The 17,195-nt window shown below is 52.7% G+C and carries 11 protein-coding genes; all 11 read right to left on the bottom strand.

All coding sequences use genetic code 11. The features are described 5' to 3' along the window. A partial coding sequence (locus tag ABJ205_RS15745) for a hypothetical protein (RefSeq protein ID WP_348510083.1) occupies window positions 1-3,353 on the bottom strand: 3,353 nt, incomplete at its 3' end. A 300-nt stretch (window positions 3,354-3,653) separates the two neighbouring features. Next, a complete protein-coding gene (locus ABJ205_RS15740) occupies window positions 3,654-3,794 on the bottom strand; it encodes a hypothetical protein (protein WP_348157881.1) in 141 nt (46 codons plus the stop codon). A 27-nt stretch (window positions 3,795-3,821) separates the two neighbouring features. Continuing rightward, the gene (locus ABJ205_RS15735) at window positions 3,822-4,415 is read right to left on the bottom strand and encodes an IS6 family transposase (protein WP_348510082.1); all 594 of its coding nucleotides are present in this window, start codon (window positions 4,413-4,415) and stop codon (window positions 3,822-3,824) included. 61 nt (window positions 4,416-4,476) lie between these two features. Beyond that, a complete protein-coding gene (locus tag ABJ205_RS15730) occupies window positions 4,477-6,060 on the bottom strand; it encodes a sodium/sugar symporter (RefSeq protein WP_348157875.1) in 1,584 nt (527 codons plus the stop codon). Window positions 6,061-6,140: 80 nt separating this feature from the next. Then, a complete protein-coding gene (locus tag ABJ205_RS15725) occupies window positions 6,141-7,151 on the bottom strand; it encodes a glycoside hydrolase family 5 protein (RefSeq protein ID WP_348510081.1) in 1,011 nt (336 codons plus the stop codon). Between the two features lie 48 nt (window positions 7,152-7,199). Next, window positions 7,200-8,069: a ThuA domain-containing protein gene (locus tag ABJ205_RS15720; protein WP_348157870.1), complete on the bottom strand. Its 870-nt coding sequence runs from the start codon at window positions 8,067-8,069 to the stop codon at window positions 7,200-7,202. Window positions 8,070-8,172: 103 nt separating this feature from the next. Continuing rightward, window positions 8,173-11,346 (bottom strand): TonB-dependent receptor, encoded by a 3,174-nt coding sequence (locus tag ABJ205_RS15715; protein ID WP_348157867.1) that lies wholly within the window; start codon window positions 11,344-11,346, stop codon window positions 8,173-8,175. A gap of 131 nt (window positions 11,347-11,477) precedes the next feature. Further along, window positions 11,478-12,995, bottom strand: coding sequence for a tryptophan halogenase family protein (locus ABJ205_RS15710; RefSeq protein WP_348157864.1), 1,518 nt, complete (start codon window positions 12,993-12,995; stop codon window positions 11,478-11,480). Then, entirely contained in the window at window positions 12,992-14,521 is a 1,530-nt protein-coding gene (locus tag ABJ205_RS15705; protein WP_348157862.1) for a tryptophan halogenase family protein, read from the bottom strand. The genes ABJ205_RS15710 and ABJ205_RS15705 overlap by 4 nt, the downstream gene beginning before the upstream one ends. After that, window positions 14,518-15,576, bottom strand: a complete 1,059-nt coding sequence (locus ABJ205_RS15700; protein WP_348157859.1) for a tryptophan 7-halogenase — start codon at window positions 15,574-15,576, stop codon at window positions 14,518-14,520. The genes ABJ205_RS15705 and ABJ205_RS15700 overlap by 4 nt, the downstream gene beginning before the upstream one ends. Beyond that, window positions 15,573-17,099 carry a tryptophan halogenase family protein gene (locus tag ABJ205_RS15695; RefSeq protein WP_348157856.1) on the bottom strand — a complete coding sequence of 509 codons (1,527 nt, stop codon included), beginning with the start codon at window positions 17,097-17,099 and terminating at the stop codon, window positions 15,573-15,575. The genes ABJ205_RS15700 and ABJ205_RS15695 overlap by 4 nt, the downstream gene beginning before the upstream one ends. Window positions 17,100-17,195 lie beyond the last annotated feature (96 nt).

Genomic DNA, 17,195 nt, shown 5'->3' with positions numbered 1-17,195 from the left:
AGTCCGGTCACATCTGCATTGTCTAGCGTGACATTTGCACCTGTAATCGAGGTGGATGCCGCGGAATTAGCCGTATCCACGTCGGCATCACCGGTCGCCGTTACGACAACACTAACCAAATCCGAGCTGACGAGGCCTGCATCAACAATCGAACCGGTAAGTTGAAGGATATCTTGCGCACGCGCCGTATCGATCGTTAGGGTGCCACCTGCCTGAAGGGTCAGAGCATCATTGCCACCAAGATTGGTCATAATGTCGGCGGTCATGATCGAACTGCCAATCAGATCGGCGCCAGCCACAAAGGTCACATTGCCATTGGTGGTGCTGGCATTGGTGAAGGTGATGTCGCCCCCCGCATTCGCGTTGAAGGCGTTGCCTGCGGATATCGTGCCGAATGTGATGTTACCGCTAGCATCCAAGTCTACGACATTACCAACATCAATGTCACCGGTCAGATCTAGATCACCACCGCTGGCATTGAGTGTGAGGTTCGAGCCTACATCAATGTCGCTGATCTCAATACGGGTTGCGGAGACCGTCGCACTGCTTCCCTCGCTGAAGACGCTGTCAATGGTCGCGGTACTTGCGGAGGTGACATTGACTGAGCCCAGGTCGGAGCCGATCGAGCCTGCATCAACGATCGAACCAGTAAGTTGAAGGTTATCCTGCGCACGCGCCGTATCGATAGAAAGCGCGCCCGCTGCCTGAAGGGACAGGGCATCATTGCCACCAAGATTGGTGGTCACAGCAGCGGTCATGGCTGACACACCTGTGAGATCACCGCCAGCCACAAAGGTCACATTGCCATTGGTGGTGCTGGCATTGGTAAAACTAATGTCGCCGCCCGCATTCGCGTTGAAAGCGTTGCCTGCGGAAATCGTGCCGAATGTGATGTTGCCGCTAGCATCCAAGTCTACGATACTACCAACATCATTGTCACCGGTCAGATCTAGATCGCCACCGCTGGCATTGAGTGTGAGGTTCGAGCCTACATCAATGTCGCCCACCTCAATACGGGTTGCAGAAACCGATGCGGCGTTCACGCCTGTGAAGATGCCGCCAATGGTCGCCGCATTCGTAGAGGTCACGTTGATGGTGCCCAAATCGGATGCGATATCCCCTGCATCCACGGTCGATCCCGTCAGTGTCAGGCCATCCTGCACGCGGGCTGTACCGATAGAAAGTGCGCCGCCCGCCTGAAGGGACAAAGCATCATTGCCACCAGGATTGGTCATAATGTCGGCGGTCATGGCCGAGGTTCCGATGATATCACCCACTGCGGCGAATTGCACGTTGCCGTCGGCCGTGCTCACGGTATCAAAGGTGATGTTGCCGCCCGCATCCAAATCGACCAGGTTTCCTGCCTCAATTGCCGTCAACGCAATGTCACCCGTCGCCTCAAGACTGACCACATTGCCCACATTAAGGCCGCCTGTGATGACCAAATCGCTGTCTGGATTGTTGGTAGCGTTGATTGTGAGTGTGCCACCAATATCCGCATCACCCAGTGTCACGCTGCCTGCGTTTAAAACCGAGTTGTTAAGTGAAGTAAGCGAACCAACATTGGCGCTCACCGCGGCGTTGGCTTGGATCCCTCCAAGATCTGATATGAGGTTGCCCGCCTCAATAACATTGCCTTGCAGCACAAATCCATCTTGGGCACGCGCATTGCCAATCGTCAAAATGCCGCCCGCAGTAAAGTTCAACAGATCAGCGCCACCTACATTGGTGTTCGCATCCGCGGTCATGGCAAGGGCGCCTGTAAGGTCACCGCCAGCATCCAGCAGAATATTCCCCTCCGCGGTGCTTGCCTGATTGAAATCAAGGTTACCGCCCGCAAAGGCAGAGAAGGCATTGCCAGCTGTGATGGTATCAAACGAAATATTGTCGCTTGCATTTAGCGAGACTGTGCCGTCTGCATCGATGATCGTCCCATCGCTCGCAATAAAATCCCCGCCATTGGCGCGAACCGTGAATGCGGTGCTTGTGTCGATCGAGACCGTGTCTGCCGTGTTGTTGGTATGGGTGATGAAAACACTGTCTGTGGCCTGCAGGACCGTTGCGCCGTTGACTACGATCTGACCGGTTCCATCAAGGTCGATAACAAGGTCGCCAGTCACGGAGAGCGACAATCCGCTGCTAAAGTCCAGAACCTCGCCATCGTTTGCAGTAAGATCTGCATCGCCAGCCGATTGAAGCTGCACGAAAGAGTTAAGGTTGGCATTTTGAACAGTGATGTTGCCCTTTGACGATTCCCCGGTCGAAAGGGTGATGATGCCATTATTGGACGATGCCGATGTCGCAGGCTCACTACCGACTGACCCGCCCACCAGAAGATTGATGGCATCGTTTTTGGGAATGGCAACGAAGGTCACATCTGGTCCCGCACCTTGCAAGGCAAGGCCGGTGCTTGTGGCGCTATCGCCGTGAACAATGCCGTTCACGTCCGACGTGCCCACATCGACAGAAATGCCAAACAGGCCGTGGTCAATCGACAAAGTTGCCTTCTCGGCTGCCACATAGGCAATTGAGCCATCGGCCATAACAGTGCCATACTGCTCTACACGCGGCGCAACCAGAGCGATATAGGCGTTGGCATTGTGGGCGGTTATCTGAGCGCCTTCATAAACGCGAATGGTGCCATTGCCAGAATCACTGCCTGTGAGCGCGACAGCTTGTCCGGCCTGTCCAAAGGCATTGAGATCTGGCGCATTTGTGGTGAGAAGCAGGCTGCCTACATTGATCGAAGCGTCTTGCCCTACGATAAGGCCTCCGCTGCTGTAGAACCAGACATTGCCGCCAATCTGCCCACCTCCGGCCGTAGATGTTATTGCCCCATCAAGCCGAACAGCGCTGTCAAAATCGGGTGTGAAGATCCGATTGAGAACGGTGTAATCCGGAAGCGCCGAACTAAAGGTCAAGCGGCCATCGCTGCCTAGAAACACAGCCTGAGACCCTTCCGATCCCGGTGTGAACGTCGTCCAGTCTATGATCGCTGACTGAGCGAGGACGCGGACTTCGTCAACTAAGGCAGAGGCGCGAAAATCTAACCTTGAACCGTCGAACCTAGCATCAGCTCTGACGTTGATCCCAGAACGGGTTGTGTCATGCCTTGTGACTGCACCATTGCCTGATCCAACCCGTTCAATTGTTGGCGGAAGAACCTGAGTGTCCTGGTGTAAAGGCCGGGTAACAGCGTTTGGCGAGCCATTGTTCCGCGCTTGCGCATCTTGCGAGAGCAAGCCTGCCACAAGGGCGATGCCGCTCCCTGCTGTAAGAATGATGCTGCGCAATTGCCATTTAAGCCGCGTTTTATCCGTGCCGCAATGGCGCTCTAAATCTTGTCTCTTCATGCCGCCCCCCCAGACTGCGAACGCAGGTATCGCATAGATCATACATCTCGTCCAATTGAGCACTTTACAGGGACAGTTGAGACGCCTCTCTTAATGGCAGCTCATGGACCGATAGCGGACTTCCGCTTTACTCGGGAAACCTGCAAAAACCGACAATCCGCTCACGGCCCGAATCAAGCCATCATCGTGTCGCAAGGCGAACGCTGGCGGTTATCATTCGGTTTACAGCTCTTCGAGGTGCTGTCAGTCTAACTGCAACTTGTCTCTGATTGACAGAACTGTGGCGAGGTCGCGCTGAGATCACGCAGCAAGAAACTGCCACTCAGCCAAGGCGGCTGAACGGCGCTTTTTGAATGTCTGACGATCGACGAGGTGGCGCTGCGAGTTGAAGTGATTGTGGATGTTGGCGTGGACTGAGGCGAACTTCTGCAGTGATTTCATCCTGCGAAATCGTTGCATAACTCGCTCTTATCGTCGGAACGGAAGATGACTATTTTCGACTCTGTTGTTCTTCCACCTGCCCATCTCGCGACGGTTTTCATTTCCAAGTTCGCGCATCGCTGCAGGGTATGATTTGAGACCCTCGGTCATGATTTTCTCAGCTTGTCCGTGCCATTTCAGCGCCTTGCGAAGGAACTTTAGCGCAACCCTTTTGTCCCATTTCTTAGTGACATAGCCCTCTAGAATCTCTCCTTCATGGTCGACGGGTCGCCACAGATAGTATGTCTCACCATTGATCTTCACAAACATCTCATCGAGATGCCAGCGCCAATGGCGAAAGCCCTTCATCCTGGAAGCAAGTTGCCTACGAATATCGGATGCGAACATTGAGCCGCAGCGATTCGACCAATACCTCACCATTTCATGACAAATGTCGATGCCACGTTCGCCAAGAAGGTCTTCCACATTCCGCAAACGCAACGGAAGGCGGACGCACATCATCAATGCAATCCTGATCACCTCGGGAGATAAGTTGAAATAACGAAACGGACCGACTGATTTTGTGCGTCTGGGCATAGGTCTTGCCCTACTCGTCCAATCCCAGTTTTCAATCGGGTACATTTAGTCTGACAAGTCCATTTACTTTGACAACACCACTTCAACGCGTCGACAGCAAAGTCACTCACCACAAAAGAACATACAGACCGACCAAGATCACAATTGTGATCATCGCGAGCATGTTGAACAGAGCGCTGGTGCCAAAGGCGAGATTTCCAAGATTAACTGTGCTCTCCTCGTCAGGAGCAGTAGTCAGGCGTGACACGGTCATTGCAACTACAATACCAACGACAAAGACTATCCAGATGCGCACAACGAAAGGCATACTAGGGAAGAGTGCGTTCACAATGAGGTTGAGCCCAACTGAGCCGATCAACGCGGTGTATGCGCCAGCAGTATTGGCCTTCTTGTCGAAGAAGCCGAGCAAGAAGACGATCACGACACCGGGCGCGATATAGCCCGTGTATTCTTGAACCGTTTGGAACGCGCTCTCAAAGCCTCCCAAAAATGGCCGGGCCAAAATCAGAGCAATACCCATCGCAGCAAACGCCGTGATACGACCAACCGTTACATAGTGTTGTTCAGGCTCTGACGGCTTCCAACTTTTGTAGAGGTCCATAGTGAAGATGGTCGAAATCGAATTCATCATGGATGCAAGCGAGCTTACAACAGCCGCAATAAGAGCTGCGAACACTAGCCCGCGAAGACCTGCAGGCGCAAAGCCCATTAGCTCGCCATAAGTGCGGTCTGAAGCGCCAGACAGAGCTGCTGCATTGAGATCACCTTGCTGAGCCAAGATGACGGCTGCAATCCCTGGAATGACCACGATAAAGGGCACCAACAATTTCAAGAAAGCGGCAAAGGCGAGGCCCTTTTGCGCTTCTTGGAGATTTTCAGCTCCCAGCGCGCGCTGGACAATGTATTGGTTAAAGCCCCAATAACTGAAGTGCAGAACCCAAAGCCCGCCAAGCAAGGTCCATATCCCTGGCAAATCGGAATAGGCGGGATGATCGCTATCAAGGATCATTTCAAAGTGCCCAGGCATTTCCTGCATCAAGAAACCAAGCCCGCCAATTGCGCCTTCCGCAGGCAGAGCATCAAGCGCAAACCACGTGATCGCAAAACCGCCAAGGATCAAAATGACCACTTGAATAATGTCAGTAAGAGCAACCGCTTTGAGGCCGCCGTAGAGCGAATAAAGAACCGCAAATCCAGCAAGCGCAGCCATCGCAGGCAAAACACCCCATCCGGTAAGAGTATCAACCGCAAGTCCGCCCAGCCAAAGGACTGTGGTGAGGTTGACTGCGGTGTAAAGCGCGACCCAAAACACGCTCATCAGGTTCTTGACGCCGTCACCATAACGCTGCTGCAAGAATTGCGGCATGGTGTAGATTTTGCGTTTGAGGAATATTGGCAGAAAGTACTTTGCCACAATGATCAGGACGATTGCCGCCTGCCATTCATAGGCAGCGATCGCCATACCCACGGCGAATCCTTGACCTGATTGACCGATGATTTGTTCGGCAGAGATGTTGGACGCAATTAGCGAGGCACCAATCGCCCACCATGGCAAAGCACGGCCGGCAAGAAAGTAATCCTCGGTGTTTTTCTCGTAGCCCTTGGGTTCACGACTGACCAGCAACGCAATTCCAAGCAGTGCGATGGCGTAGCCAGCAATGATCACGATATCTATTGTTTCAAGCGTCACGGTCCCTCAATCATGGCGGAACAAAGCCCCCATGCTCCCTTTCTCGCGTCCAATCTCAGGTGACCGGACGTTACACATTCTCACCAATTGCGAATGACGTCCCTTGCAAATTTGCCAGAGTCGCTAAGATCATTTTCGCTCCAATCTCCGTTGGATGATGCGCCAGGGCGCAGCATTGCGCTGCCTTCATCCTTATCACTTACTGCCCAAATTGCATGAGACAGCTTATTTTCCCGGATGAACGCCAGCCAAACCAAAGAGGACTCATAGTCAACTGACCCGTCGCCATCATAGGTAACTGAGCCCCACTCTGTGATCATCAACGGGAGGCCCTTATCGACGGCATACTGAGCCAATTTCAGGTGGTAATCTTTATGGCTGGCGGCGTAAAAGTGCAGCGCATAGACGAGGTTTTTTTGGCCGACTATTGGGTCATCCGCAGCCTTGTCGACCCGCTGATCCCAACTCTGTGTGCCAACAACGATGATGTTATCCGGGTCAATCTCGCGAATAACCCCTATGATTTCCTCCGCGTACGGCTTGATGACCGTTTCCCAATCAGTCGTATCAAGCGGCTCGTTATATATCTCATAGATGACATTGGGCTTGTCGCCGTAACGTGTCGCGATGTCTGTAAAGAACGCGGTCGCTTCGGTCACATTCTCCTCTGCGCGATGTGAATGCCAATCGACAATGACATAGACCCCTTGTGCAATGGCCGCGTCTATTATTGCATAAGCGCGTTCTGTATTGGCTTTGGGGTCAGTGAGATAACTACCTTCGTTCTCAGCTGCGATCGCTGCGCGGACCATGCCTGCCCGCCAGTCCTTGGCGAATCGTTCAACAGTTTGTGCATTATAATACTTTTCGCCCGGCCAGCCCGTGTTGCTCCAAAAGAAGCTTGGACCTGCAAGAGAAACTGCTTCCCCATGTGCGCCAACTACAAAACGTCCTTCGACGGACAATTGACCGTGCCGTTCGACGGGTGTTCGATCCCGGACGCCGCTTTCATGTTGGGTTGAGGCCACTGAGCTGAACGATGAGAAACTCAAACACAGAAGAGCGGCTATCAGCTTATTAAAGAACGCCATTGGTTTCAAAATGCACTCCCAATTTTCGTGCAGGCGATGACGTCGTTGTTAGCAGTCAGTTTCAAATCCAGCCTCGCGTTTGGTTGCCCAGTCAAAGGCATTAGAAAGCAGCAAGGCATAGTTCGGGTCTTGGTAACTTTGATCGCTGTGTCCAATGGCTGAATAAAATGCACGGCCTTTGCCAACGCACCTTACCCAAACGATGGGATGATTGATGGCCCCTGCCCCCATGCGAAGATCAGAAACCTCGCCATATGCATCATTGCGCGGCCGGTACGAGTTTTCATCGAGGCCAAACAGGACTGTCGCTCCGTGGTCTTGAGCAGGGCTGTCAAAACTGTACCACTCATCCTCATGCACCCAGTTCAGCGCAACACCCTTAGTTATTGGGTGCTTTGTATCTAATGTTTCGATGCGAGCTTCTTGAAATTGAGGTTCGGCAGGATGGCCAATGAAGCGCGGTCCAATTAGCGATTCTTGGTACCACTGCCAGCTATCTTGCGAGGCATCGCCGGAGCCGTGGAGCCCCATCCATGCTCCACCATTTACAAGCCAATCCTCAAAAGCGCTTTGTTGGTCAGGTGAAAGTGAATCGCCTGTCACATTGTTAAAAACTACAAGTTCGAAGCGCGATAGAGTCTTGTGGTTGAAGACGGCGGCGTTTGCCGTTGTAAAAATACCATGTTGTCGTTCTCGCGCGAGCTGCACGAAAAACAAGTCGGCGCCAGCAATGCCTTCATTGTGCCGCCATCCAAGTGTTCTGGAAAAAACCAGAATTGCAGGTTCAGGCATCCATTCTGTGATTTCAGGCGCCACGCTATCATGCGTGCGATCCGCCTGTGACGCACCGCTGCAAGCCAAAAGCGGAAGTGCAATGCAAAGGGTCACATTGCGGATCATCAATCGGACAACAACCATGGATTTCTCCATCGCATGAAAATTGAACCCCGAGAAACTTCAAACAGTTACTCGGGGTTCGTGAAATTTAAGGCCTTAGGACCATCTGCATCCTTCACTCACTCTAGAACGTCGCACGCAGAATTACGGTGTAACGCCTATCGTTGCGGAAGAAGTTGCGCGGTGCAAGCAGCCCATCTTCATCGATCGACTGCTCGGTCACGGTGATGTCATCGAGTAAATTCACACCTTGGACACCCAATTTGATGTTATCAGTCAAATCATAGAACAGGGATGCATCAAGCTGCCCCGTTGCCGGCTGATAAATCGACGCGAACGGGAAGATCACATCACGCGGCGTCAACTGGAAACTACTGCGCCAATTGTATGCAAGTCGCGCTTGGACCGGCCCCTTTTCATACAGAGCAATTGCGTTCAGATTGTGCTCTGAAATACGCGGGAATAGCCCAGCATCCACGTCGAACCGCGCGGTTGGCGGATCATCACTTGGGATCGTGGCATCCAGCTCGTTCGCCACACCTTTTGAATCGATATAGGTGTAGTTGAACTGCATACCGAGCCCGCTGAGCACTCCGGGCAGGAAGTCGAAGAACTGCTGATACGCAAATTCGAAGCCTGTTACACTTGCCGATTCTTCAGAATTGACTTCAGTGTTGCGAAGTAGCGGGTTGATTACCGAATTACTCAAGAATGCATCGGACAAATCATCTTCCGGCAGACCGACTAGAACGGGTGCAAAGGAGATGAAATTATCGATTTCCTTGTGGAATCCAGCCAGTGTAATCGACCCTGCGGGAGCAAAATACCATTCCCACGAAACATCGAAATTCCACGATGTTTGCGGCAAGAGCGCGGAGTTACCCGTGGCGTTACCAACAAAGCCTTCGAACGGCGTGAACGAGCCGCCCGAACCGTCGGGAATTGCAGAACTGGTCAGCGTTCGAACCGTGATGCGCTCATTCAGCTGATTTACGCCAGGCCGCGTCATCGTACGAGAAACCGCAAGCCTCACGACTTGTTGATCATCAATGTCCATCTTCAAGTTCAAGCTAGGCAAGAACTCATCATAGCTAGTCTCTAGGGTTCGACTCAGATCTACGCCGTCACTCAGCGCCGCCTCAAGAGCCACAAGATCCAAGTCACAAAAACCAGGAATATTGACGATTCCATTTGCCGCTTGGAACGCAGGATCACACAAGGCTGTGTTTGGGAATGTCTCTTGGAAGCTCGGAATTGAGAACGAGCTGTCGACCGAACGCTCTGTGCGAACATAACGCAAGCCAACATTGCCCGACAGACTTGGATAATCGCCCGATGGTTGCTCAAAATCCAACCTCACATATGCCGCAAAGTTGTCACGCTCAATCTGACCAATCTCACTCGGCAGGAACGGGGTGCCTTCAATGACGCCAGCACGCCCCGTTAGCGGACGATAACCCGATGGGCTGAGATTATTGCCAGTTGGGCTAATCCCGTTTGGTCCATAAAGAACATCAATGATGTTATTGAAGGTATCCTGGAAACCCTGGAAGTCCTCCACCCCCGGACCAGTGTAGGTCGGGATTGGACCCCCAAGACCGGTATTAAGACCGCGTTGATAATTATCAAACTCAAATGACCCAAAAAGAGGATCAACCAATGCGTTGAGCGCTGGGTTTGGGTTGCCACCCAACAAAAGTACGGGGTTTTCACCAGCCGCCAAGCCCTGCAAGTCTCGACCGGTCCAGACTTCTGAGATGTTACCCCAGTTAAAGTCAGATTCGCGCAGCGTCGAATCTTGCTGTTGATAGCGACCACCAGCACGGACAGATTTCAGCCAGCCATCGCCTGAGAAATCATATTCAACATCACCCTTGAACGCCAATGAGTCAGCGTCATTCTGAGTGTTGTGATCCAACACTGAACGAAGGAAATAGTTGCTTGGATCTTGGAAATAGTCCGCAGGTTGATTGACCGGCGCCAGATTGCTCACCTCAGGAACAGAACCGACCGAACTATCTACAAAGAGGCGCGAGAAGAACGATCCGTGCACGGTAAGGTCAATCACTTCCGCGGATGACTTGATGTACTGGACATCAAAATTGAACCGGAGATTATCGGTCGGAGAAAACTTCAGATTGAAGCCATAATCCGTAGTGACATCTTCCTCCAGACGCTCACGGAACAAGTTTAGTTGCTGACCGCCTGCACCAGGGAAGAAGGCAGGAGGCAAAAGATCGCCACCGTTAGGGCCACGCCATTGATTATCGTCGCTGATTGTCCCGCCAGTAAAGATGCCGTCATCGTCAAAAACGAAGTCCGACGAATCCAGATTAGCGCGCGCCCCAGCACTATCCGCGACAGTTTCAAGAGCATTTTCACCCCAGATCAATTCTGAATCAGACCGGAGGAATTGAGCAGTAGCCAACCAACGACCGTCATTGCTTTCAAATTGAGCGGCCCCTGCAATGGTGAGGCGCTCACGGTCAAATTCTTGCGTTCTGATGCTACCACCAGATGGAACGAAACCGTTGTCAGTCTCAACAAAATCCGCAAGGCCCGTACCATCTGCACGCGACTTTAGTTCGGAATAGGCAATATTGCCCAGAATGCCGAAAGTGCCGACTGCTGTATCAAAGGTGTTGGAATAAAGAGCCGAGACAGTTGGCGACCACTCTTCGCGAAGATCGCCATAGTTTCCTTCAATGGAGAAGGAAACAACCTGCCCGCTTTGATCAAACGGCAAGCGGGTCCGCAAATCGATGGTGCCCGCAGCACCGCCCTCAATCAAATCAGCCGAAGAGTTTTTAAAGACAACAACGCTACCAAGGAGCTCTGGCGACACATCCTCAAAACCAAGGACGCCGCCTGAGTTGGCCCCAAAGACATCGCGACCGTTCAGCTCCGATCGGACAAAGGGAAGACCGCGAATAACAACACCACTACCTTCCACTGCAAAGTGATCAGGATCATTAGGGCCAGCGAAGCGAATGACGCTTACGCCGGGAACGCGCTGAAGAACCTCTGAAACAGAGCGATCTGGAAGAGCACCAATGTCAGATGCAGTGACAACATCGACAACGGTATCAGCATCACGCTTTGTTTGTTGAGCCGTCGCGATTGAAGCGCGAATACCAGTAACAACGATATCGCCCTCTTGGACATCATCGTTAGCTTCAGCATCCTCAGATGCGTCTTGCGCTGCCGCAGGCATCGCCGTTAGCAGGCCGATTGTAGATGCGCTGAGCAAAAGTGAGCGAGCGACAGTCTTAGATGCCGCTTCTGACCGCTTAATCAAAATACCCTCCCATATGTACATGCTCCCCGGCATGTTTAACCTCAACCATTCTTTGACTAGAAATTGACAACCTTGTCAACCGGTCTCGATATGCTCTGGAAAAGTGATGCGCGAACGCAACATTTCCTCTTTCACACCGAGCGGGAAGCACAGTGTTCTGTGATGAACTCTTCGTGTGTCGGCATTTGCTCCACCGCTGCTGAGATGGTTGCGCCAATTTTGCCAACGACCGAATCAATCCTGCGCGGATCAACTTTTGCAAGCAAAGGGTTGGTGCCTTCTGGCACAACGCCTTGCCCGTGCATCACAGCAATCCAGCTTGCAGTGCCAAACACATCACCTGTTTCTTCAAAAACTCGGCCACTAGCTTCGAACTGCGCAATCCGGCGCTCTAAGTCCGGCGAACGATCAATAGTCTGACAATGACGCCAGAACGGCGTGTCACTACGTTCAGTCGCAGTGTAGTGGAGCACGAGAAAGTCGCGAACCCGCTCATATTCGCGCAAAGTACGCGCATTGAATGCATCGATGTCAGCCTGGTTGAGGCGGCGATCTGGGAAATGCGTAATCAGCCGAGCAAGACTGGTCTGGACCAAATGGATGCTGGTCGATTCCAAGGGCTCCATAAATCCAGCCGCAAGCCCCAAGGATAGGACATTGCCTTTCCAAAACACTTTGCGATGCCCCGTCAGAAAATGGAGCTTTTTAGGATCTGCCAATGGCTCCCCATCAAGATTTGCAAGCAACGCCTCACACGCTTTGTCATCATCAATGAACTTGCTGCAATAGACATAGCCATTGCCGGTGCGATGTTGGAGAGGAATGCGCCACTGCCAGCCTGCCTCGCGCGCCGTGGCCCGCGTGTAGGGAACAGGATACTCACTCTTCTTTGTCGGTACCGCAAGCGCTCGATCACATGGAAGCCATTCAGACCAATCTTCATACCCGGCCTGCAAGGCTTGTTCGATCAGCAGCCCTCTAAATCCAGAGCAATCGATGAAAAAATCACCGCTGATCGTCTGTTCTTTGTCCGTGCGAAGAGAAACGACGTTCCCCGTCTCTGGCGATTGCTTGACCTCGATGATCTTACCTTCAATCCGCTCAACGCCTTTGTCTTCGGCAAAACTGCGAAGGAATTTTGCATACAGCGTTGCATCAAATTGAAAGGCGTAGTTGATGTCTGCAAGAGCTGACTGGGGTCTATCTTTAAGCGGACGCATGAACTTTTTTTTCCGCGCTGCCTCGACCATCATTGAGTAAGAAAAAAGGTCATCGCGCTTACCTGTTTGCGCGCGTTCAAACCAATATTGGTAAAAAGGGATCGCATCAAAATCGCGCCCAAAATCGCCGAATGGATGGATGTAGCTTTGCCCCAACTCCGCCCAATCGACAAACTCAATGCCAAGCTTGAATGTTGCGTTGGTGGCGCTAACAAACTCGTTCTCGTCAATGCCCAGCATTTCATTAAACGCAATGATCGGCGGGATCGTCGCCTCGCCGACGCCAACCGTCCCGATCTCTTCCGATTCAACCAAAGCAACCTTGGTCGGCGACCCTTCAAGCATATGACTTAATGCCGCAGCCGCCATCCATCCGGCAGTGCCGCCACCAACAATCACAACCTGCTTAAACAGATGCGGGTTCATCATCGCGTACTCTCAAATGCCACCGGCGGTGCCTTACAATACCGTTTGATAAAGGCTTGGTGTGTGGGCAATGCCGCCGCCGTCTTAGCAAGGACCCCCCGCATATTCCCAAGGCTTTGGCCAAGATTCTTGTCGCTAAGCGCATCGACCATAGGATTGTATCCTTCCGGTCCCCAGCCTTGACCCTCAGCCACCGCAAGCCAGCTGGTTAAGTCGAAGAGTTCCGCGTCGTATTTGAAGAAGCGACCGCTCTCGCGAAGCAATGCCATCTTTTGGGTCAGGCTGTCGGGCACTCCCATTTCGCGGACATAATCCCAAAACGGATCGCCTGCCCGCTTGGTCGCCTTGTAATGTAAGATCAGGAAATCCCGGATATGCTCAAAATCGTCACGCATCAGGCGGTTGTATTCGTTTTGCTCGCGCGGACTGTTCACCTTTCGCGGGAAGAGCGAGATAAGTTTGGCAATGCCTGATTGAATGAGGTGGATACTGGTAGATTCAAGAGGTTCCAAAAACCCAGCTGACAGACCGATCGAAACACAATTTCCAACCCAAAAATGCTCACGGTGACCGGTTCGAAATCGCAAATGATTGGCTCCCGCCAATGGCTTGCCATCGAGGTTGTCGAGCAAGATAGTCTCGGCCTCATCCGCTGACATGAACTCATCGCAATACACATGACCGTTACCAGTCCTGTGCTGAAGTGGGATGCGCCATTGCCACCCGGCTGATCGTGCTGTGGAACGGGTGAAAGGCTGCGGGTCACCGATCCGCTCGCATGGCACTGCTACCGCGCGGTTAGCAGGCAACCAGTGTGCCCAATCGACAAATTGCCCTCCGGCTTCACCTTTCGTGAGAAGTGAACGGAATCCGGTACAGTCGATAAAGAGGTCACCTTCAATTCGCCGATCACTTTCAAGCATAAGCGCATCGACAAAGCCGCTTTCGCTGCCGCGAACGACTTTCTCGATCTTGCCCTCGATACGTTTAACACCGTTGATTTCCGCGATCTGTCGAAGGAATGCTGCATAAAGGCCCGCATCAAAGTGAAATGCGTACGCCAACCGGCCAACAACAGCGCCATGATCGGGCTCTGGACGGATGAATTTGCCCTGATAGGCACACAGGGCATTGAGCGAATATTCGTCAAGCGAATGATGCTCACCGTTAAGCCTCGCCTTGGTCCAAAACTGATGGAAATTGATCCCCTCAAGTTCAAACCCATAAGTGCCAAACGGGTGGAAATACCGTTCATTGAGGCCACCCCAATCCACAAACTCAATGCCAAGCTTGTAAGTGGCCTGCGTCGCGCGAACGAATTCGTTTTCGTCAATGCCAAGTTGCGCGTTGAAACCACTAATGGGGGGAATAGTGGCCTCTCCGACACCAACTGTGCCTATAGCTTCAGATTCGACCAGGCACAGATCAATTCCTGCACGGCCCGTGAATTTCGACAGCGCCGCCGCTGTCATCCATCCGGCGGTGCCTCCGCCCGCAATAACTATTTTCTTTACCACCCGATCTGTCATCGTAACGCCGCCCCACTTTCTATCGCGTTCACCTGTTCGCGGAGCTTGTCCAGAAATTGCCTCAACTCCGCCAAAGACAAGGCTTCAGCGCGCCGGTCACACCGCCGCGGTCGCAACCCTCGGGCCCAAAGCGCCGCTAGCCATTCGCAAGGCTGGGCAACTTCATAGTCCTCCATTGGAATTCTGCCGCAGGCCTCAAAAACATCAATCTTTCGCTTGAGCGCAGGCCGAGTGGTTTCTTGGAGATCATCTCGCTTTAACAATTCATGGAAATCGGCAATCCGTTCAACTTCCTCTTTCGTAAGGCGGTTGAACTCACTGCGCGCGGCATCACACTCGAGCGACCCTATTCCCAGGGAAACAGCACGTTTTGAATTCTGATAAAGGTACTGCCATTCCAACCCCGGCACGCCCGAAATTTCGGCAATAGCGAGCCTGTTGGCAGACCAGCCGTTTGCTGCACCCGTTGGCGAGCAGTCAATTATTAGGTCTGCGTCTGTGACTTGTTTACCTAACCCATCGTGGACAAATGCTCCCGCCTGCTTCGCAAGCGCCATCAAAAGATCAGCATAATGGGCAGTCGGCAAAGTCAATCCAAAGGGCAATGAAAGTTTGTACGCTTTCCTCAGATCCATTGACTCAGCCGCATTCTGCAATGCGATGGAGGGCGAGAACTTGAGCAGGTCAGGCTGAAGTCCCGCTCCGCTTGCGCGGGTCCAAAGCTGGTGAAATTCAATTCCTGCCCTTGCTTGTCCAAAGTTCGCAAACGGGAGTGAGGCTTCACCTGATGACGAACCTGCCGTCACAGCAAAACAAGGAGCCGCATGCGGCAAACTATGCAACGTCGCTGCATCCAAACCTAGCTCGCCATGAAAGCGATGGACGTCCGGGCGAAGCACGAAGGTCTCTCCTTCCCCCGCCTCCGTTCTCATCTGCAACGGCAAGAATTCAATATGGACTTCTAAATTCAGTCCAGAACAAGCACGCGCCACAAGTGATCCTGCAATTGCTGCTCGCAGGCTTTCCCCGCGAATGATCACACGGCGCGCACTCATAGCGCACGCTCGATCATCGCATTCTTGGTAAGGTAATCTGCATGCCCCGACATGGATGCAACAGCCTTGGCCATATGCCGCCTCAAACCAGACAATTGAGCCGCAACATCGCTATCTGAAGCCTGGTTCACCCTCAGATCATATGCATCAGGCAGCCGGCGCTGTCCGATCAGAACCGCGATCCAACTGGGGATCAAGAAGAGCCCATGATCATAAGAAGACACATGACCAGTCGCCGCGAACAGCTCCATTCGCTCTTTCAGAGTGTCTGGTACGTTCATTGTTCGCATATAGTTCCAGAACTCTGAATCGTCCCGCTCTGTTGCGTGATAGTGCAGGATCAGGAAATCCCGAATCCGGTCAAATTCCAGGTCCATACGCCGATTGTATTCCTCGCGCTCGACGTTGTTTTCCGCATCAACCGGAAACAACTCAAGCAGCTTCGTAATTCCCTCTTGGATCAAATAGATACTTGTCGATTCCAGTGGTTCAAGGAAGCCACCAGAAAGACCAACTGCTACACAGTTACGGTTCCACAATTTGCGGCGCTTACCGGTCACAAAGCGCAAGAGTCGCGGGTCTGCTAATGCTGGGCCTTCGAGATTGCGGACTAATGTTTCTTGCGCATCATCGTCACTGATGAAAGCGCTTGAATAGACATGTCCGTTTCCCGTGCGGTGCTGCAAAGGGATGCGCCAACGCCATCCGGCCTCTTCAGCGGTGGCCCGGGTATAGGGTAGCAATGGCCCCATATGTTCGCATGGCACAGCAACGGCCCTGTCACAAGGAAGCCACTTGGTCCATTCGTCATAGCCGGTCTGCAATGCCTGCTCGATCAGCAGCCCAAAAAATCCAGTGCAGTCGATAAACAGATCGCCGGAAATGGATTGCCCGTCCTCAAGGGTGATGGAACCAATGTCTCCGCTTTCGCCATCAAGAACGACGTCCACCACCTTCCCTTCGACGCGCGAAACGCCGCGCGCCTCTGCATGCGTTCGCATGAATGGCGCATATTTTAGCGCATCAAATTGATAGGCGTAACGATAGGTAGACAATACCGATCGCGGGTCATCACTAGGTGGCTGAAACTTGGCCCCACGGCACGCCACAACAGGCAATGAGTAGTCTTCCAACGGACCCACGCCCGGAGCATCAGCAAATTTACGCCAATATTGATGGAACGCCACACCTTCATTGGGCAGCCCAAACTCGCCAAATGGATGGATGTAGCTGTCCCCTTTTCGCCCCCAATTTACGAATTCAATGCCAAGCTTGAACGTCGCATTGGTTGCCCGCATGAACTCAGCTTCGTCTACACCGATAGTGTCATTGAAGAACTTGATATGCGGCAGAGTTGCCTCACCAACGCCAACGATCCCGATCGCCTCTGATTCTACAAGCGTAACCGACAACCCTGTCGAACCCAGCATACTCGCCAATCCAGCAGCCGTCATCCATCCCGCTGTTCCGCCTCCGACAACGACAACGTTTTCGATCCGTTTTGGGCCTGCGCCAGAATTCAAGATCTCACTCCCCGTGTGCCGCACAATGACCCTATTGCCGCAAGCGCTGTCAATAGTTCTCATCTGGTGTTTGAGTTGTTTTTCCCAAGCCGCCTT

The sequence above is a fragment of the Erythrobacter sp. genome, assembly GCF_039988855.1.
GTDB lineage: Bacteria > Pseudomonadota > Alphaproteobacteria > Sphingomonadales > Sphingomonadaceae > Erythrobacter.
The sequence above is the reverse complement of the archived record's forward strand: the minus strand, read 5'-3'. Positions and strand labels throughout refer to the sequence as shown.

What these genes read in the sequence shown, in the direction of transcription:
- ABJ205_RS15740 (WP_348157881.1), bottom strand. Translation starts at nt 3,794, where the DNA reads ATGAAATCACTGCAGAAGTTCGCCTCAGTCCACGCCAACATCCACAAT.
- ABJ205_RS15705 (WP_348157862.1), bottom strand. Translation starts at nt 14,521, where the DNA reads ATGACAGATCGGGTGGTAAAGAAAATAGTTATTGCGGGCGGAGGCACC.
- ABJ205_RS15735 (WP_348510082.1), bottom strand. Translation starts at nt 4,415, where the DNA reads ATGTACCCGATTGAAAACTGGGATTGGACGAGTAGGGCAAGACCTATG.
- ABJ205_RS15700 (WP_348157859.1), bottom strand. Translation starts at nt 15,576, where the DNA reads ATGAGTGCGCGCCGTGTGATCATTCGCGGGGAAAGCCTGCGAGCAGCA.
- ABJ205_RS15710 (WP_348157864.1), bottom strand. Translation starts at nt 12,995, where the DNA reads ATGATGAACCCGCATCTGTTTAAGCAGGTTGTGATTGTTGGTGGCGGC.
- ABJ205_RS15720 (WP_348157870.1), bottom strand. Translation starts at nt 8,069, where the DNA reads ATGGTTGTTGTCCGATTGATGATCCGCAATGTGACCCTTTGCATTGCA.
- ABJ205_RS15725 (WP_348510081.1), bottom strand. Translation starts at nt 7,151, where the DNA reads ATGGCGTTCTTTAATAAGCTGATAGCCGCTCTTCTGTGTTTGAGTTTC.